This window comes from Collinsella sp. AM12-1 (assembly GCF_003472325.1).
Classification (GTDB): Bacteria; Actinomycetota; Coriobacteriia; order Coriobacteriales; family Coriobacteriaceae; genus Collinsella.
Genome location: NZ_QRLS01000007.1, coordinates 32,912 through 49,963 on the forward strand (window position 1 = coordinate 32,912; position 17,052 = coordinate 49,963).

The 17,052-nt window shown below is 62.6% G+C and carries 17 protein-coding genes; 2 read left to right on the plus strand and 15 right to left on the minus strand.

What is annotated here, in order from left to right; translation table 11 throughout:
* From DW136_RS04900 to tmk, 3 genes are all read right to left on the minus strand, one after another.
* Positions 1–1,547: regulatory iron-sulfur-containing complex subunit RicT (locus DW136_RS04900; RefSeq protein WP_118289236.1), on the minus strand; the 1,547-nt coding region annotated here is incomplete at its 3' end.
* The gene (locus tag DW136_RS04905; protein WP_117716277.1) at positions 1,538–2,665 is read right to left on the minus strand and encodes an ATP-binding protein; all 1,128 of its coding nucleotides are present in this window, start codon (positions 2,663–2,665) and stop codon (positions 1,538–1,540) included. The genes DW136_RS04900 and DW136_RS04905, both read right to left, overlap by 10 nt.
* Position 2,666: 1 nt before the next feature.
* Entirely contained in the window at positions 2,667–3,350 is a 684-nt protein-coding gene (tmk, locus tag DW136_RS04910) for a dTMP kinase (protein WP_118289213.1), read from the minus strand.
* Positions 3,351–3,589: 239 nt separating this feature from the next.
* Here tmk and DW136_RS04915 point away from each other — a divergent pair, with 239 nt between their 5' ends.
* Complete coding sequence (locus DW136_RS04915) at positions 3,590–4,573, plus strand: zinc-ribbon domain-containing protein (RefSeq protein WP_117583577.1); 984 nt, start codon at positions 3,590–3,592, stop codon at positions 4,571–4,573.
* Between the two features lie 142 nt (positions 4,574–4,715).
* Here the strand turns inward: DW136_RS04915 and DW136_RS04920 are convergent, their stop codons facing one another.
* From DW136_RS04920 to DW136_RS04950, 7 genes are all read right to left on the minus strand, one after another.
* Complete coding sequence (locus DW136_RS04920) at positions 4,716–7,292, minus strand: DNA topoisomerase I (protein WP_118289214.1); 2,577 nt, start codon at positions 7,290–7,292, stop codon at positions 4,716–4,718.
* 54 nt (positions 7,293–7,346) lie between these two features.
* Positions 7,347–8,030: a hydrogenase nickel incorporation protein HypB gene (gene hypB / locus DW136_RS04925; protein ID WP_117583579.1), complete on the minus strand. Its 684-nt coding sequence runs from the start codon at positions 8,028–8,030 to the stop codon at positions 7,347–7,349.
* A 55-nt stretch (positions 8,031–8,085) separates the two neighbouring features.
* Positions 8,086–8,442, minus strand: coding sequence for a hydrogenase maturation nickel metallochaperone HypA (gene hypA, locus DW136_RS04930; protein WP_117565013.1), 357 nt, complete (start codon positions 8,440–8,442; stop codon positions 8,086–8,088).
* 6 nt (positions 8,443–8,448) lie between these two features.
* Positions 8,449–9,240, minus strand: coding sequence for a twin-arginine translocase subunit TatC (tatC, locus tag DW136_RS04935; protein WP_055285525.1), 792 nt, complete (start codon positions 9,238–9,240; stop codon positions 8,449–8,451).
* Positions 9,240–9,812 (minus strand): twin-arginine translocase TatA/TatE family subunit, encoded by a 573-nt coding sequence (locus DW136_RS04940; protein ID WP_158551954.1) that lies wholly within the window; start codon positions 9,810–9,812, stop codon positions 9,240–9,242. Before DW136_RS04940 ends, tatC begins: the two co-directional genes overlap by 1 nt.
* A 153-nt stretch (positions 9,813–9,965) precedes the next feature.
* Positions 9,966–10,280, minus strand: a complete 315-nt coding sequence (locus DW136_RS04945) for an STAS domain-containing protein (protein WP_117583581.1) — start codon at positions 10,278–10,280, stop codon at positions 9,966–9,968.
* 66 nt (positions 10,281–10,346) lie between these two features.
* On the minus strand, positions 10,347–11,651 hold the full coding sequence (locus DW136_RS04950; protein ID WP_117583582.1) for an aminotransferase class I/II-fold pyridoxal phosphate-dependent enzyme: 1,305 nt from the start codon (positions 11,649–11,651) through the stop codon (positions 10,347–10,349).
* 149 nt (positions 11,652–11,800) lie between these two features.
* Here DW136_RS04950 and DW136_RS04955 point away from each other — a divergent pair, with 149 nt between their 5' ends.
* Positions 11,801–12,055 (plus strand): hypothetical protein, encoded by a 255-nt coding sequence (locus DW136_RS04955; protein WP_117583583.1) that lies wholly within the window; start codon positions 11,801–11,803, stop codon positions 12,053–12,055.
* Between the two features lie 373 nt (positions 12,056–12,428).
* On the opposite strand, the gene nhaA is transcribed toward DW136_RS04955, so the two are convergent.
* From nhaA to DW136_RS04980, 5 genes are all read right to left on the minus strand, one after another.
* Positions 12,429–13,787 (minus strand): Na+/H+ antiporter NhaA, encoded by a 1,359-nt coding sequence (nhaA, locus tag DW136_RS04960; RefSeq protein ID WP_117583584.1) that lies wholly within the window; start codon positions 13,785–13,787, stop codon positions 12,429–12,431.
* 263 nt (positions 13,788–14,050) lie between these two features.
* Positions 14,051–14,974: a manganese-dependent inorganic pyrophosphatase gene (locus tag DW136_RS04965; RefSeq protein ID WP_117654905.1), complete on the minus strand. Its 924-nt coding sequence runs from the start codon at positions 14,972–14,974 to the stop codon at positions 14,051–14,053.
* Between the two features lie 166 nt (positions 14,975–15,140).
* The gene (locus DW136_RS04970) at positions 15,141–16,094 is read right to left on the minus strand and encodes an ROK family protein (RefSeq protein ID WP_232049578.1); all 954 of its coding nucleotides are present in this window, start codon (positions 16,092–16,094) and stop codon (positions 15,141–15,143) included.
* A gap of 239 nt (positions 16,095–16,333) precedes the next feature.
* Entirely contained in the window at positions 16,334–16,666 is a 333-nt protein-coding gene (locus tag DW136_RS04975; RefSeq protein ID WP_199411192.1) for a PTS lactose/cellobiose transporter subunit IIA, read from the minus strand.
* Positions 16,667–16,675: 9 nt separating this feature from the next.
* Positions 16,676–16,978, minus strand: coding sequence for a PTS sugar transporter subunit IIB (locus DW136_RS04980; RefSeq protein WP_055285538.1), 303 nt, complete (start codon positions 16,976–16,978; stop codon positions 16,676–16,678).
* Positions 16,979–17,052: the final 74 nt, after the last annotated feature.

The window sequence follows — 17,052 nt, forward strand, 5'->3', positions numbered from 1 at the left end:
TCGCGAGCCGCGCCACGCGAAGCCTTGGCAGCCGCTCCCCCGCCATCTCCGGGACGACGGCGCGTGACCTTGACCTCGCCATCCGAGACCTGATCGGCCACGGAGGGCACTGAGGGCTTCTGTTGCGCGCCCGAGGAATGGCGACGGCGCGGACGCGGCGCGCGCTCCTCCTCGCCACGTGACTTGCCGCCCTTGTCGGCAGACGCATCGGAGGCCGAGGGACCCTTGGAAGCGGCACCGGCCTCGCGAGCAGCTGCGGCGCGGAAGGCGTCCTCGCGCTCCTCGCTCGACAGATGACGGCGGCGGCGACGTGTGGGGTTCATGCCACCGCCGCGATTCTGCTGCTGGGGCTGCTGAACCTCGCGCTCGCGAGAGGCGTTCTTGCCCGCGGCTGCAGCCTCGGTAGCATCGCCCGAGCCCGCGCGCTTGCGACGACGACGGGCACCGGCGGCCTCCTCGGCCTCGGGCGCCTCGGCCTTGCCGCGGCCCTTTCCGCGGCCACGGCCCTCACCCTGACCCTGAGCGGCGCGAGCATCGGATTCGGCATCGCGACGGCGGCGCTTGGGCATCGATGTGCCGGCCAGACGATCGGCGCTCGACAGGCCATCGCCCACGTCGACGCCGTTCTCGCGATCGAGTTCCATGAGCGCCAAGCGCATCTCGGGCGACTCGATGCGCTCGAGCACGTCACGCGTCACGCAGTCGGGGCGGCAGTTGCAGCCCTGCTCGGCGGCCTTCTTTTTACAGCCCTCCGAGCACGTCATATCGGCCAGGTTGACCTTAAAGACTTTGCCGTTCTCCAGGCGCAGCACCAGCTGCTCACGCGGCGTGTCATATTCTTGAATACGCGCCTTGCCAAGCGGCGTATCGATGAGCGTCTTCTTTTTGGGCGCACGGCTCTTAAAGTCCTTGTATGCCTCGAACTCATAGCGCAGGCAGCACATCAGACGGCCGCACACGCCGCTGATCTTGGACGAGTTAAGCGGTAGATCCTGCTCTTTTGCCATGCGGATCGAGACGGGCTCAAACTGTCCGCCAAAGCGCGTGCAGCAGAGCTCCTGTCCGCATTGGGCATAGCCGCCCACCAGACGGGTCTCGTCGCGCACGCCAATCTGGCGCATGTCGACGCGAATGTGCAGCGTCGAGGACAGGTCCTTGACGAGCTGACGAAAATCGACGCGCTCCTCGGCCGCAAAGTAGAACACGGCCTTCTCGCCGCCAAACAGGTACTCGACGCCGACCGGCTTCATCTCGAGGTCGAGCTCTTTGACCAGACGGCGGAAATCGACCATCGCCTCGTCGCCCTGGATGGCCAGGTCGTCGGCAAGCTGCAGGTCGATGTCGCTCGCCACGCGCAGCACGGGCTTGAGCGGCTGGCCGATCTCGTCTTGCGGCACTTCAAAGGGATCGGCCGTGACCAGGCCGATCTCGGTTCCGCGCTCGGTGGAGCAAATGGCATAATCGGCCTCGAGGATATCCAGATCCTGCGGGTCGAACCACAGGTCGCGCGAGGCGTAGGTAAACTTAACGGGTACGACTAACGGCATTTCAGTGCCTTCCTGATATCGAACAGCATGACCTCGATGGCCAGCTGGGGAGTAACGTTTCTGGCAATGTTGCGCTCGGCGGTCGCGACTGCCTCGAGCGCCCGCGTGGCACCCGCAACATTGGTCGCGGCGGCAAGCCGCCCGATCGTGTCGCGCACGTCCTCGTTCACTACGTCGGCTGCCTCGTCCTGAAGCGTCAGCAGCACGTCGCGCATAAGCGTCCGCGCGCTCGCCAGCGCTTCCATGATACCCGAACGCTCGCGCGCGTTGAGTTCGCGCTTGTTGCGGTCCTCAAGCTGCTTCAATGCTCCACGCGACAGGTAATCGGCGTTTTGCTCGAGCACCTTTTCCTGCGTGGACTTGACCTCGGCGAGCGGCGCCTTAACGGCGACGATGAGCGACTTGGCGCGGCTGAGCACATCGGCCTCGTCGGCGGCGATGAGCGAATCGATGGCACGGACCATCTGGCGGCGAGCATCCTGGCGCTCGGCGCTCTTGAGGAACTCGATGCCACGCGTGGGGCTTCCCGCTACGGCGACGGCCATGCGGCAACGCGCAGGGTCCTGACCGGTGGCGCGACTCACGGCACGCGCGGCCACGGCGGGCGACACCAGCCGAAACGGCACGCACTGGCAGCGGCTCACGATGGTGGGCAACATCACGTCTGCCGAGGTGCCCAGCAAGATGAACATGACGCCCTCGGGCGGCTCCTCGAGTGTTTTGAGCAGCGCGTTAGCGGTGTTGGCGCGCAGCTGCTCGGCACGGTCGATGATGTAGACCTTGGCCTTGGCACGGATGGGCGCCAGGGGCACGTCGTCGAGCAGCTCGCGGGTCTGGGCGATGAGGTAGCCCGTGGCGCTCTCGGGCGTGTAATAGTGCACGTCGGGATGCGTATGGCGCGCGACGCGCACGCAGCTGTCGCATGCGCCGCAGCCATCCTGCTCGCACAGGAAGGCTTGGGCGAGCGCCCACGCGGCGTCGAGCTTGCCCGCGCCGGGCGCTCCCAAGAACAGATAGGCGTGCGATGCGCGACCGCTGGCGACGGCGTTGGTCAAAAAGTCGCGCACGCGCTCTTGGGTGTCGAGCTTGGCCAGCAGGCTTGCCTGAGCGGGGGCCATGTTACTCGGCCTCCTTGGCAAGCGCGGCGGCGACGGCGTCCTGCGGGATATCGAGACCGTACGCGCGAACCTGCTCGACCGTCTTCTCGAAGACTTCCTCGACAGTCGCAGTGGCGTCGATGAGCTTTACGCGGTTTGGCTCCTCGGCAGCAATGGCACAAAAGCCCTGGTAGACACGCTCCTGGAATGCCATGCCTTTTGCCTCCATGCGATCTACCGCGCCACGGGCGGCCATGCGCAACGCCGCCTGCTCGGGCGTGATGTGGTAGACGAGTGTGAGCGCCGGGTGCGTTCCCGCGACGGCCAGGTTGTTGGCGTCGCGCACCATCTGGCGATCGAGGCCGTCGGCAAATGCCTGGTAGCAGGTCGTGGAATCGTAGAAGCGATCGCACAGGACCACCTTGCCGGCCGCAAGGGCGGGGGCTATGACCTCGTGCACCAACTGGGCGCGCGCCGCCTCGTAGAGCAGCAACTCGCAGGTGTCTCCCATCGCCGTGTTGGCGGGGTCGAGCAGCAGGGCGCGAATCTTTTCGCTGATGGCAGTGCCACCCGGCTCGCGCAGAGTTACGACCTGATAGCCAGCGAGGTCGAGCGCACGGGCAAGCAGACGCGTCTGCGTGGACTTGCCGGCACCGTCGACGCCCTCGAGCGTGATAAAGCTATGTTGAGCAGGCTCAAAAGCCATGGGCGCAGCCCCTTCCTACAAGGCGCGTAAATGCAGATATATCAACTAAGCCATGATACCCCAGTGCTCGGCGCGTCCCCAATGGCTAAAGGCGCCTTTCCAAAGTTGCGGTGAAATAGGGACTGATTGAAGCTCTGAGACCGCCAAACAGTCCCTATTTCACCGCAACTTATGATGGGGAATTTTGGATGCTGGGTATAATCGTCGTATTGCATTGAAATGTGGCGAAAGGAGTGGCAATGTCTCGGTATTGCGCCTCGTGCGGCAAGCTTCTTGCAGATGATGCCAAGTTCTGCACCTCGTGCGGTGCACCCGTTGAGCAAACAGCCGCGAGCGATAGCCAGCCCGCTTTTGAGCAGACCGGCTCCCTTGATACGCCGCAAGCCAAGGCGGACGACTCCCTCGCCTATAGCCCCGACCCCGCCGCAAGGACCGAGGCCGTCGAGACCACGCAGCGCATACCCGTCGCGAGCGGCTCGCCCCAACAGCAGCCGGTTCCCGCATACGTGCCCGCTTCGCCACAGACCCCCGCTTCCAAAAAGAGCGGCACCGGGCCGCTTATCGCCGTTATCGTTGTGCTGGTGGCGATCATCATCGCCCTGGTCATCTTCTTTGCAATCAGACCGTTCGACAACGCCGCCACGCAGACGACTGCCGAGGTAGCTAAGCTGCACCATGACGTCGACGACGATGACCTAAAGCCTCTCGGCGATCCCAACAGCCTGTACGACGATGATGACGATGACGACGAGGATGGCGGCGAAGCAACGCTCTCTGAGCAGAACCTCTACCGTCGCCTGAGCGAATACTACGACCTGCTCGAAGATCTCGACAGCCAGGTCCGTGGCTGCGCGCAGAACTTCAACGGCAACTATCTAGAAGAGGATCGAACCACCCGTCAAAATCTCGCCGACGTCGCCGAGCGCACGGAGGACACCATCGAGCAGTATTACGACATCGTCGAGGACCTGGACGTCCCGACGAGCTCCAAAAACTACAGCTCCTGGAAGGACATCATCGCCCTGTACGACGACCTGGATCACCGCATTGACGCAATCTGTGATGCCTGGGAGATCAGCCTGAAATACGCCAAGCCTGCGGACCACAAGAATGAGATCGTGGCGCCGCTGTCGCGCGACAACGTGGCGGGCACCAATGACAATAAGTACCGCCTAGACTTTGAGGAGCGCTATCCCGGCGCCAAGCCTGTCGAGGTGAACTAGCGCTTTGTCGTTCCCGAGCCGGCAGTTAGGGACGTTCCTAAACTGCCGGCAGAAAAAGAACGTCCCTAACTGCCGGTCAAAAAAACGAGCGAGGATCGCGGGGTCCTCGCTCGTTTTTTTGGGCAATGTTTCGACTGCGCCGTTACTTGTCGGCGGTTGTTTTCTTGGCAGTCGACTTCTTCGCGGTCGTCTTCTTGGCGGCAGTGGCTTTCTTAGCCGTCGTCTTCTTTGCCGTGCTCGCCTTGGTTGTGGTCTTGCGACCGCGGGCGGGCCTCTTCTCCTTGGTCGGGCAGTCCATGTTGACGCAGATACGCCACGGACCGCGCGCCGTGTTGACCACTACGATGGGGGCGCCGCACTCGGGACAGGTCTCGCCCGTCGCCTCGAGCTTGCCGCGCGCCGGCAGCGGATAGCTCACGCCGCAGTCATCGTAGTTGGTGCAGCGGATAAAGCGCTTGCCGCTCTTCTCGCTCTTGTGCGCGATCAGGTCGCCGTGACGTCCGGCCTCGGCACACACCTTGCACTCGCCCACCTTAAGATCGGGCTCGTAGTTGGTGGGGCACGTGGGGTTCACGCAGATCTCGAAGGCCTTCTGGCGGAATGGCTGGCACTTGATGCGCGGCGCGCCGCACTCGGGGCACACGGCGGCCTCGCCCTCGAGCGGGCTCACCTTGACGCCACTCGGCACCGGATAGGTCACGTCGCAGTCGGGCCAACCCATGCAGCCGATAAAGCTGCCGCGGGTCTTGGCGCTCGTCTTCATAACCAGGTCCTTGCCGCACTTGGGGCAGGCGCCCACGCGCGCATCGGCCGTGACGGCGTCGCTGATGGCGTCGCCCAGCTCCTGCGTATGCTTGAGCAGCTCGTCGAGCACGCCGGCCAGCAGCGCGCGCGAGTGCGTCACGACATGCTCTTCGGTGTCCTCGCCGCGCTCGACGCGAGTCATGTCGCCGTCGAGCTCGCTGGTCATATCGGGGCTCGTGATGCGCGGGGCAAACTGCGTCAGCGCGTCGATGATGGCGATGCCCAGCTGGCTCGGCTCAACGGGATCGTTTTTGAGGTAGCGCACGGCGTACAGGCGCTCGATGATGCTCGCGCGCGTGGACTTGGTGCCCAGGCCGCGCTTTTCCATCTCCTGCACGAGCTTGCCCTGGCTGTAGCGCGCGGGCGGCTCGGTCTGCTTGGCCTCAAGCTTAATGTCGAACACGTCGACCGTGTCGCCCTGCTCCAGCGGCGGCATCTGCTCGTCGCGCTTAAGGCCGTACGGGTAGGCCTCGCGGAAGCCCGGGGTCACGAGCACGTCGCCCGAGACCACGAACGGCTCACCGTTCACGTCGAGCTCGAGCTTAGTGTTTTCGATGGTCGCGGGACCCATAAGCGTCGCCAGGAAGCGGCGGGCAATGAGGTCGTAGAGCTTGCGCTGGCCGCCATCGAGCGTGGACGGATCGCCTTCGCCCGTGGGGTAGATGGGTGGGTGGTCGGTGGTCTCGACTTTGCCGCGCGTGGGCTTCATGGGGCCGGCGAGTACCTTTTTGCACACGGGCGCCAGCGCCGGGTTGATCTTTGCCAGGTCGCTCACCACGGCGCCCAGATCGAGCGTCGCAGGGTACACGGTGTTGTCGACACGCGGATAGCTGATGAGGCCCGCCATGTAGAGGGACTCGGCGATGCGCATGGTACGTGCAGGTGAGATGCCCTCGGCCGCGGCGGCAGCCTGCAGCGAGGTCGTCGCAAACGGGGTGGGCGGCTGCTGCTTGCGGGAGCGCTTGGTCACCGCGGCGACGGTTGCCGTCGTAGCGCCGTCGACGTGGCCGTACGCCGTCTCGGCAGCATCTTTATCGGTAAAACGTGCCGTCTTGTGCGCAATCTTAAAGCGGTCATCCTCGGCAGCACCCTGAGCGGCACCCATGCCGCGAATCTGCCAATAGTCCTCGGGCACAAACGCCATGCGCTCGCGCTCGCGCTCGACCACCAAGGCAAGCGTCGGCGTCTGCACGCGGCCGGCGGAGCGCACGTTGCCAAAGCCGCCAAACTTGGCGAGCGTCAGGTAGCGCGTGAGCACCGCACCCCAAATGAGGTCGATGTGCTGGCGGCTCTCGCCGGCGTCGGCCAGATTCTGGTCGAGCGAGACAAGATTATCGAAGGCCTGCGTAATCTCGGCCTTGGTAAACGAAGAATACTGGGCGCGGGCGACCGGCAAGTCGGGCGCAACCTCGCGCACCTTGTTGAGGGCGTCCGAACCGATCAGTTCGCCCTCGCGGTCGAAGTCCGTGGCGATAATGACGCTGTCGGACTTCTTGGCAAGGTTCTTGAGCGAGCGGATGAGCTCCTTCTCGGCCGGCAGCTTAATGACGGGCGCCCAGGTGAGGTAAGGCAGGCTCTCGAGCTTCCAGCCCTTGATGGAGATACCATCGGCAAGAAACGGCTTGCGCTTGGTGTCGTAGGGCGGACGTGCCAGGCCATCGGGCATATCGGCCGGCAGCATCTCGCCGTCCTCGGTGACCGAATACCAGCCCAGCTTTTTATCGAACAGCACGCTGTCGCAAAAATCGGGCGCAAGGATGTGACCGGCAAGGCCGATCGTCACGCACTCCTCGCCCTTCCACTCAAAACGGTAGATGGCGGTGTTGTACACCTTGTCCTTTTTGGGCTTGCCCGTGGACAGACGCTCGGCAATCTGACGCGCGGCGTCGTTTTTCTCGGCGATGATGAGCTTCAAAAGAGGCTCCTATCTCGTATCTCTGCGGCTACGCCCGCCCGTATGGCGGCCGACTTACGCCCTTGCTTGCTCAATCTGCCCGATGAGCCAATCGCACCAGGCATCCATGCCCTCGCCCTTGCGCGCGCTCACGGCAAACCGCGGCGCCTGCGGATTGAGGTCATCGAGTGTCTTAGTATACCTATCCATGTCAAAATCGAAAGCTGGGGCCACGTCGACCTTGTTGAGCAGCTGCGCGCCGGCGTGCTGGAAGATGCCCGGATACTTGATGGGCTTGTCGTCGCCCTCGGGCACCGAGAGAATCATGATGGACAGGTTCTCGCCCAGGTCAAAGTCGACCGGGCAGACCAGGTTACCCACGTTTTCGATAAAGATGACGTCGATGTTCTCCAGACCCACAGCCTGGTCGAAGGCATCGACAGCCTCCATGATCATGTTGCCCTCGAGGTGGCACAGACCGCCCGTGTTGATCTGGATGGCGGGCATGCCGGCTTCCTTCATGGTGATGGCGTCGACATCCGAGGCGATATCGCCCTCGATGACGGCACAGCGTAGGCCGGCCTTGTCACGCAGGCGCTCGTTGGTGCCCAGAATCGTGGTGGTCTTACCCGAGCCGGGGCTCGACAGCACATTGATCACGTAGGTGCCTGCCTCATTAAATCGCTGACGCAGCTGATCTGCCAGGCGCTCGTTGCGCGACAGAATCGGCGACGCGATATCAATCGTTTTCTCGGCCATACTTAGCGCTCCTTACTTTGGCCCCTTTATACCCCATCATTAGATGGCTAGCGGGCTAATCGTCGGGGGTTTCGATTTCGATACTTGCGATATCGAGCTCGCGGCCGTGCAGCAGGCGCACGTTGGCGCCGCCACACTGGGGGCAGCGACAATGGAAACGGTCGTGCTCAAAGACCTCGCCGCAGTCCAGGCACTCGCTTTGTGGATGGACCTCCTCCACGGCAAGCTCGCAGCCGCGCGTGAGCGGGTCCTCGTCGCGAAACGTCTCCCACGCAAAGTCGAGCGCCTCGCGCACGACCTCGGTCATATCCCCGATACGCAGCGTTACCAAAACGGCGCGCGAGGCCCCCGCCCCACGCGCCGCGCGAATCACTGTATCGAGTATGCCGTTGACAATGCCAACCTCGTGCATACCGATTTACTCCTCGTCGTCCTCGTCGTCCGAGAACAGGTCCAGACGGCTCACGAACAGGCCCTCCTTGCCCTCGCGCGCGGTAATGACCACGCGAGCGATGGCGAGCGAAATCTCGTAGAGCGAGAGCAGGGCGCCATACATGAGACCCAGCGTAACGGGCGAGCCGTCGGGCGTAATCACAGCCGAACCCACGAGCAGGCCTACGTACACGTAGCGCCAGGCGCTGCGGAAGGCCGCATAGGACACGATGTGGAAAACGGACAGGTAGAAGATGATGAGCGGCAGCTCAAACGCCACACCAAAGCCGATCATAAAGAGCAGCTCCATGTTGACGTAGTTCTCCAGATCGGGCAACGCCGTAGCGACAGCCGAGGTCTCGCCGATGAGCCACTCAAAGCCCGCCGGGATGATGATGAAGTAGCAGAAGATGGCACCCAGGAAGAACAGCACCGTCGAGGCGAGCACCGTGGGCACAACCCACTTGCGCTCGTTGGGGCGCAGTGCCGGCAGGAAAAATGCCAGAATCTGCCAGATGATCATGGGCGTGCACATGACCACGGCCATCTTGATGGCAAGCGAGAAGCGCAGGCCAAAGCCGCCGAGCGTGGTGGTGATGTAAAACTTACCGTCCGGCACAAAGGAGCGGATGGGGTCCTCAAGAATATCGAGCACCACGGGCGTGGCAAAGTACAGCACGATGGCGGCGGCAAACACCGAAACGACCACGATGGTCAGGCGGCGACGGAGCTCTCCCAGGTGATCGAAGAGCGGCATGCGCGCAGGTCCGATCGGCATTACTCATCGCCTCCCTTCGGGGCGTCGGCGGCAGCAGCCTCGGCATCGTCCTCGACCTCGAGCTCGCGAGCGAGCTGGTCGACGACGGCCTTGCGCTTGCGGGGACGACGGGCGTAGAGGTCAGCCGTCGTGGGCTCTGCCGGCTCGGGCTCGGACTCTGCAGCAGGCTCGGGCTCGACGGCAGCAGCAGGCTCTGTACCCTCGGCCTCATCAACAGCGCCTTCGCCCTCAGCAGCGCCCTCGCTTGCGGCCTTCTCGGCGGCAAGACGGGCGCGGCGCTCGGCAAAGGTCTCCTTCTTTGCTGGCGCAGCCGTCTCGGCGGCATCCTCGTCCGCATCGGAATCGTCGTCGGTCGCAGCGGCCTTCTTGGGCTTGACCGGCGCCGACGCGGCCTCGCTTACCGGATCGATGATCTCGGACTGAACAACGGCCGTCATCTTTTCCTGCGTCTCGCGGAACTGACGGATGGCGCGGCCGATCGTGCGGCCCATCTGCGGGAGCTTATCCGGGCCAAACAGCAAAAAGCCGAAGACCACGATGATTGCCAGCTCACCTTCTCCAATACCAAACACACATACCTCCAAGGCTCGATGTGAGTCGAGCCCGCACCGCGCCATTCGGCCGGAACTCGTCTATTCATTCGGTCAAGTATAGCGCCCGGACGCCAAAACGTCCGAGCGCATCACAAACATATGCCAAACGGCACACCCCTTTTGGGGCGGGGCCTATGCCGCCGTGATCGAGATCTCCTGGTCCACGCCCAGCAGCTGAACCACGCGCATCACCGCAGGCTGCACGTTGGCGCAGCTAAAGCGCTTACCATGATCGGCTGCGTGGTGCGCGGCGCCCACAAGAACGCCAATGCCCGTCGAGTCGATATAGCTCACCTGGGCAAAGTCGAGCTCAACGGCCTCGGTGGGCTGCTCGAGCGCCAAGTCGATGGCATTACGCAGACTGTCGGCGTTAGAGATATCGATCTCGCCGGTTACCTTAATGGTGTAGAGCTCCGGCGTGGGGTTGGTGGAAATACCCAAATCCATGTAAACGCTCCTTTGCGAATCGAAAGTGCTGATAGTAATGGGTGCGTACTTGCGGGGCCATACGCGCTAGGCGCGCTCGGCACGCGCAAGCTCGGCAGCGACGAGCTTGACGGCCAGCACCAGCACATCGAGCGCGGCCTCCAGGTCCTCGACCGTGGGATAGCTCGGCGCGATGCGGATGTTGGTGTCGCGCGGGTCCTTGCCATAGGGCCAGGTAGCACCTGCCGGCGTGAGCTTGACGCCCAGGTCGGCGCAAAGCGCGGCGACCTTCTGGGCCGAGCCCTCGGGACCATCGAAGCTCACAAAGTAGCCGCCGCGGGGATGCGTCCAGGTGGCACAACCCGTGTCGCCCAAGCCCTCGGTGAGCTTGCGCTCGACGGACTCAAAGCGCGGGCGCAGGAACTCGGCATGCTTTTTCATGTGCTCCTTGACCGCCTCGATGGTGGGGAGGAAACGCACGTGACGCAGCTGGTTGAGTTTGTCGGCGCTGATCAGGCCGGCCTTGAGGCGCTTGGAGAACTCGGCGATGACCGCGGGGCTCGCACCGATAAAGCCGATGCCGGCACCCGGGAAGGTGATCTTGGACGTCGAGGCAAAGGCCACCACGCGGTCCTCGGTGCCCGCCGCGCGGGCAAGATCGAAGATGTTGGCGAGCTCGTCGGTCTCGTCGTACAGGTCGTGCACGCAGTAGGCGTTGTCCCAGAAGATGCGGAAATCGGGCGCGGCCGTGGGCATCTCGACCAGGCGACGCACGGTGTCCTCGCTAAATGTGATGCCCGTGGGGTTGGAATACTTGGGCACGCACCAGATGCCCTTGATGGAGTCGTCGGTGGCAACCAGGCGCTCAACCTCGGCCATGTCGGGGCCGTTGTCGGTCATCGCGACGGGGACGTTCTCGATGCCCAAGTCGGCGGTGATGCCAAAGTGGCGATCGTAGCCGGGAACGGGGCACAGGAACTTGACCTTCTTGCCGTCGTGCGCGGCCTCGTAGGCGTCCCAGGGCTCGCTGCCGCACGAGCCACAGCGCCAGAACATGCCGGCGATGTCATGCTCGATCAAAAGGCTCGACGAACCCAGCACGAGCGTCTGCTCGGCGGGGCAGCCCAGGAACTCCCCTGCCAACTTGCGTGCCGAAGGAATACCCTCGAAGCAGCCGTAGTTGGAGCAGTCGACGCTGCCGTCGTGCAGATCGGCATCGGCGTTGAGGATATCGAGCATGGGGCGCGAGATGTCCACCTGGGAGGGCGACGGCTTGCCGCGGGCCATATCGAGCGCCAGACCCTTGGCCTTGACCTCGGCGACCTCGGCCTTGAGCGCCTCGATGGCGGCATCGAGTTCGGTGGTTTCCATCTTCTGGTAGATCGTCTGCATGGGTGCGACCTTTCGCGAAGCGGGACGTTGCAGTTCGTCTAAGTATAGACCGCCACCGCCGCAACGTTATGAAGCCGTGATAGATTAAGTCCATCGCAATAAATTACGAATCGCCGCGCATGCCGGCGTGGGGCGCCCAAGGAGGCACTATGGAGTACGGATTGTTCCAGGCCGAGGAATTCGGTGACCTGCAGCGCCTGGTCGACGGACTGTTTTACGACCGCCACGCCATCGACCGGCTTGACCTAATCGTGCAGGCCGAAATCGTCGACTTGGCACCCGACCTCATGGAAATCGTGAACCTTTTGCCGCCCGGCTACTACGACCGCCAGTCACTTTGCGACCAGCTCAACTCCGCCTTGGCCGCCCACGGCTGGGGCGCCGTCTACGGAACGGTGGAATAAGCCTCGAGGCCGGCGATTTGGCCCGCTTCCCGACCTTGGCGAGGCTTGTTTTAGGGCTTGTGGCCAAAAAAGGGCAAATATGAGTACTGTTACCTTTTTAGTAGCAGCGATTCTTGGTCGAAATCGGCAAAACTCGACTTGAAACTTCCTAATCACCGTCAGCTAGCGCCAAATTGGAAGTCGATGGTCACTCATTAACGTACAGTTCTTATAACTTTGTTCATTATTTTCCGCACCTAAAATGATACGCCGTTTGTGACAGTACTCACAAACGGCGTTTTTTGACCACTGGCGTGTCTGGCAGGCGGCAAGCACCGCCCGAATCCGCATTTTGAACGCGCCCGAATCGGTTCTGGAGCCGGTTTTCGCGCTCTTACTCGTCTTTGGGCGAGGGATGCTTGCAGACCACGCTCATGTAGATCATGCCAAGCACGGCCGCGGTGACAGAGCCGGCGAGAATAGCGGCCTTGGCGGCCAGAACCTCAAATTCAGCCGTCGGGAAGGCAAGGCCGCTGATGAGAATCGACATGGTAAAGCCGATGCCGCCCAGAATGCCCACACCGGCAATCATGTGCCAGTTGACATTGCGCGGCAGCTCGCAGGCCCTAAGCTTAACCAGGGCAAACGTCATGCCAAAAATACCGATCGGCTTGCCCAGCAGCATGCCAAAGTACACGCCGAGCGTCACCGGGTCGGTGAGCAGCGTGCTCATGTCCACGCCCACTAGGCGAACCTGTGCGTTCACGAACGCAAAGATCGGCAGGATCACAAAGTTGACCGGCGTGGAGATCAGACGCTCCATGCGGATGAGCGGCGGGGTCACGCGGTGCATGACGCGCTCGACCTTGGTGGTCGAGACGGTAAAGTCATGCTGGCCCAGGATGTGCGCCTCGTCGTCGTAGCGGTCATCGAGTAGCGGCAGGCACTCGCCCAGCCAATCGGTGAGGCTATCGAGCTTGACGCCGCACTTGGCCGGGATGGTAAAGGCCAAGATGACGCCAGCAAGCGTGGCATGTACGCCGCTCTTGAACATGCAGAACCACAACAGCAGACCCAGTACCGAATACGGGGCAAGGCGGTAATGCTGCGTCTTGTTGAGCCACACGAGCGCGCAGGTCACAAGCGCGGCAGCGCCCAACCAAAACGGATTGGGGCTCTGACCGTAGAAGATGGCGATGGCGGCGATGGAGATGAGGTCGTCGGCGATGGCGAGCGTCGAGAAGAACACGCGCACGCCGTTGGGCACGCGATTACCCAAAAGCGACAGCACGCCCAGCGCAAAGGCAATATCGGTTGCCATGGGAATGGCCCAGCCGTTGTGCGCGCCGGCATGGTTAAAGATCAGGTAGATGCAGGCGGGAACGACAACGCCGCCCACGGCCGCCAGCATGGGAAGCATGGCCTGACGCGGATTCTTGAGCTCGCCGACCGTCATCTCGTACTTAAGCTCGATGCCCACCAACAAAAAGAAGATCGCCATGAGGAAGTCGTTGACGAAAAGCTCGACGGTGAGACCGGCCGTAAGGTTGCCCAGACCCACATACAGCGGGGTCTCCAAAAAGTGATGGATGGCCTCGTAGGCATCGGTATTGGCGCAAATGACGGCGGCGATGGCGGCGAAGACCATGACGGCGGCGGAAATCGTGCCGTTCTCGGCGATGCGCTCCCAGATGTCGTGGCGCTCAAAACGCTTGCGCTCACGAACGTTGAACAGCTGCTCAGTTGCTGCCATGGGCGGCTCCTTTCACGGGAAAGCTCCCGTCTTAAAAAAGCACGGCCCGCCCAAGTGGCGGCGCCGCGCTCCAACGTATTACGCTTGCATCTAGCCTACCCTGCACGACAAGCACGCAGGCGTGGCCGAAAAGCGGAACCACAGGTTGAACATTATTTGCTCAACGACACGGGCGCGCCTGTCCAAGAGACGACGCGGCGCCGCGCACAAAAAACGACCGGAGCGCGGGGTGTCCGCGGTCCGGTCGTAGCAGGTTACAAAACCTAGCAGGCGGCCATGATGGGGGCAGCGACCTGCTTCTTACGGGAGAGGACGCCCGGCATCCAGACGCCGTCGTGCTCGTCAGCAATGCCCAGGCCCTTCTGAGCAGCCTCGGTCTCGCCCTCGAGCAGGACCTGCGAGCCCTCCTCCATGATGTCGGTGATGCACAAGACAATGCCGTCGGCACCCTTCTCGGCGGCGTAGGCGCGCATGGCCTCGCGGATCTCGTCAATCATGCCAAGCGCACGGCTCTTGTCGACGGTCTCGTACTGGCCGATAAGCAGCTTCTTGCCGGCGGGCTCGAACATCTTGATGTCGTTGCCGACCATCTCGGCTGCGGTGAAGGAGCCGGACGGACGGGTGAGGAAGACCTCCATGCCAAACTTAACCGGATCGACGCCCACCTGCTCGCCGAGCTTGGCGGCGACGGCGCGGTCGACATCGGTGGTGGTGGGGCTCTTGAGCATGAGCGTGTCGGTCATCATGGCCGAGAGCAGCAGCTTGGCCTGGATGTCGGAAAGCTCAACGCCGAGCACGCCGGCGAGCTTGGTGACGATGGTGCAGCTGGAGCCCCAGGGCAGGCAGATGTAGTGCAGCGGGCCGGCGGTCTCGAAGTCGCCGATGCGGTGATGATCGACAACGCCAAAGACCGTGGCGTCCTTAAGGCCGGCGACGGACTGGGCGGACTCGTTGTGGTCGGTGAGGACGACGAGCTGACCGGCCTCGACGGACTCGATCACGCGGGGCTCGGCGATGCCGGCGTCGGCGAGCAGCTTGGCGGACTCGGCCGGAAGCTGACCAAGGGCGCAGGCCTCGTAGGTGTTGCCGGCATACTCAACCTGGTTGAGCAGCTGGGACAGGACGACGGCGCTCATGATGGCGTCGTTATCGGGGTTCTGGTGACCAAAGACAAGAACGTTTGCCATGGATATCCTCCACTTGATATGTGTACTTGGACATAGCTATGGTAGCACGCTGACGCCGAACCCTATGAGATGGAAGGGCCGCGGCACAAATTGGGGCAGGCACGGGGGCCAAGGCTGTCCCTTTTGCACCATGTTGGTGCAAAGTAACCTGTCCCCCTTGCACCAGCTATTTACCGGCGGCGCGCAGGGCTACGTAAGCGGCACCGATGATGCCGGCGTCGTTGCCGAGCGAAGCGACCTTAATGGGCGTCTCGCGCGAGGCGGAGAGCGCGTACTGCTTAAAGTGCTCGCGGACCTTGTCGAGGTAGACATCGGCCGAAGCGGAAGCACCGCCGCCGATCAGGAACATCTCGGGATCGACCACGTTGGCAATAAGCGCCAGGGCGCGGCCGAGATAGTCGGCCATGGTATCGGCAGCTGCCAGCGCGAGCTTGTCACCCTCGCGGCAGGCCTGGAACACGTCCTTGGAATCAGAAGGCCCGGTGAGCTCGATGGGCTCGACGCCCGCCTTTTCGCACTCGGCAAGGTAGTTGCTCACCACGCCGGTGGCGCTGGAATACTGCTCCAGGTGGCCATGGCCGCCACAGCCACAGGTGCGCTCCTCGGCCGGGTTCAGGCACATGTGGCCAATCTCGCCGCCGGCGCCCACAACACCCGATACCACGTCGCCGTTAACGATAACGCCGCCGCCCACGCCGGTACCGATGGTGACCATCACCACGTTCTGCACGCCCTTGGCAGAGCCGAGCCAGGCCTCGCCCATGGCAGCGGCGTTGGCATCGTTCTCGTACTTAACGACCGCGTCGGGGCAGTGCTCCTGAATGGCGACTCTCAGCTCGGGCAGGTTAATGGCAATGTTGGCCTTGACCTTGGCATCGCCCGATGCCGGGATGGGGCACGGAACGGCCAGACCAATGCCCGCCACAAAGGCACGCGGAATCTGAGCCTTGGCGACCACCTGGTCGATAGCCTCGGTCACCGCGGCAAAGCCCGCGGCGTCAACGATAGGAGGCGTAGGCACGCTGGCCTTGGCCAGCAGGTTGCCGTCCTCGTCGAACAGACCCTCCTTGACCGAAGTGCCGCCGACGTCAATGCCGATGTAGTACTGCTTAGGTTCCATGGGAGCCCACCTTTCTCGTTTAAACATTGCCAGTATGGTACCGCTCCCAAGGCAAAAACCTACCAAAAAGGGACAGGTTTGTTTTGGCAGGTTTTATCTGGGGAAACGCAATTGACCGCTCAACAGACCGCGCAAGACCATCCCCAAAAAAAGGCGCCGGGAGGCGGAGACTCCCGGCGCCCGTCAAAGGGGCTCTGTTGTCTGTTGGACCGCACGGTCCGTCGCGGCGATAACGCCGACTAGGCCTTAAGTGCCTGCAGCTGCTTGTGGATCTCGATGAGCTCCGTCGCCATGACGCGCATGGTCTCGGTGCCTGCCATCTGGTCCTCGGCATGCAGCAGAATCAGCGGGGCCTCGCCGTTACGCTCGCCGTTGGCCTCCTTTTTAAGGAGCCCCATATGGACATCGTGTCCACCGTTATAGGCCTCGTCGCCCTGCTTGATAAGCTCCTCGGCAGCGTCAAAATCGCCCTCCTTGGCCTTTTGCACGGCATTGATGTACATGCTCTTGGCGGTACCGACGTAGCTGATGATCTCGAAGCAGGTCATCTGCAACTCGTTCATATCCTCCATGCGGAGCACCTAGCCCATCACGCTGACGCAGTGGTCGATGATGCCGGCAGCGTTCATGCGGCCATAGTCGACCATGTTGATGACCTCGACCGGGAAACGACCGGCGGCCTCCTTCTCAAAATCGCCCTTGGTGTAGCCGATCTGCGGGCCAAGCAACAACATGTCGCACTCGTCCAGGTGATCGTGGGCCTCGTTCATGGGACGAGCCTCGATCTCGATATCCAGACCACGGTTTGCAACCTCGGCCTGCATCTTCTGGACCAGCAGGCTCGTGGACATACCGGCATTGCAGCAGAGCATGATCTTCTTCATGGTTTCCTCCTTATAACTGCGCGGCGCGCAGACGACGACTGGTTTTATTCCTTGCGGCTATTGTGCCCAACCCC

Excerpts from the sequence above, each read along its gene's own strand:
- DW136_RS04905 (WP_117716277.1), bottom strand. The coding sequence starts at position 2,665 with ATGGCCCCCGCTCAGGCAAGCCTGCTGGCCAAGCTCGACACCCAAGAG.
- tmk (WP_118289213.1), bottom strand. The coding sequence starts at position 3,350 with ATGGCTTTTGAGCCTGCTCAACATAGCTTTATCACGCTCGAGGGCGTC.
- DW136_RS04915 (WP_117583577.1), top strand. The coding sequence starts at position 3,590 with ATGTCTCGGTATTGCGCCTCGTGCGGCAAGCTTCTTGCAGATGATGCC.
- hypB (WP_117583579.1), bottom strand. The coding sequence starts at position 8,030 with ATGGCCGAGAAAACGATTGATATCGCGTCGCCGATTCTGTCGCGCAAC.
- hypA (WP_117565013.1), bottom strand. The coding sequence starts at position 8,442 with ATGCACGAGGTTGGCATTGTCAACGGCATACTCGATACAGTGATTCGC.
- tatC (WP_055285525.1), bottom strand. The coding sequence starts at position 9,240 with ATGCCGATCGGACCTGCGCGCATGCCGCTCTTCGATCACCTGGGAGAG.
- DW136_RS04945 (WP_117583581.1), bottom strand. The coding sequence starts at position 10,280 with ATGGATTTGGGTATTTCCACCAACCCCACGCCGGAGCTCTACACCATT.
- DW136_RS04950 (WP_117583582.1), bottom strand. The coding sequence starts at position 11,651 with ATGCAGACGATCTACCAGAAGATGGAAACCACCGAACTCGATGCCGCC.
- DW136_RS04955 (WP_117583583.1), top strand. The coding sequence starts at position 11,801 with ATGGAGTACGGATTGTTCCAGGCCGAGGAATTCGGTGACCTGCAGCGC.
- nhaA (WP_117583584.1), bottom strand. The coding sequence starts at position 13,787 with ATGGCAGCAACTGAGCAGCTGTTCAACGTTCGTGAGCGCAAGCGTTTT.
- DW136_RS04965 (WP_117654905.1), bottom strand. The coding sequence starts at position 14,974 with ATGGCAAACGTTCTTGTCTTTGGTCACCAGAACCCCGATAACGACGCC.
- DW136_RS04970 (WP_232049578.1), bottom strand. The coding sequence starts at position 16,094 with ATGGAACCTAAGCAGTACTACATCGGCATTGACGTCGGCGGCACTTCG.
- DW136_RS04975 (WP_199411192.1), bottom strand. The coding sequence starts at position 16,666 with ATGGAGGATATGAACGAGTTGCAGATGACCTGCTTCGAGATCATCAGC.
- DW136_RS04980 (WP_055285538.1), bottom strand. The coding sequence starts at position 16,978 with ATGAAGAAGATCATGCTCTGCTGCAATGCCGGTATGTCCACGAGCCTG.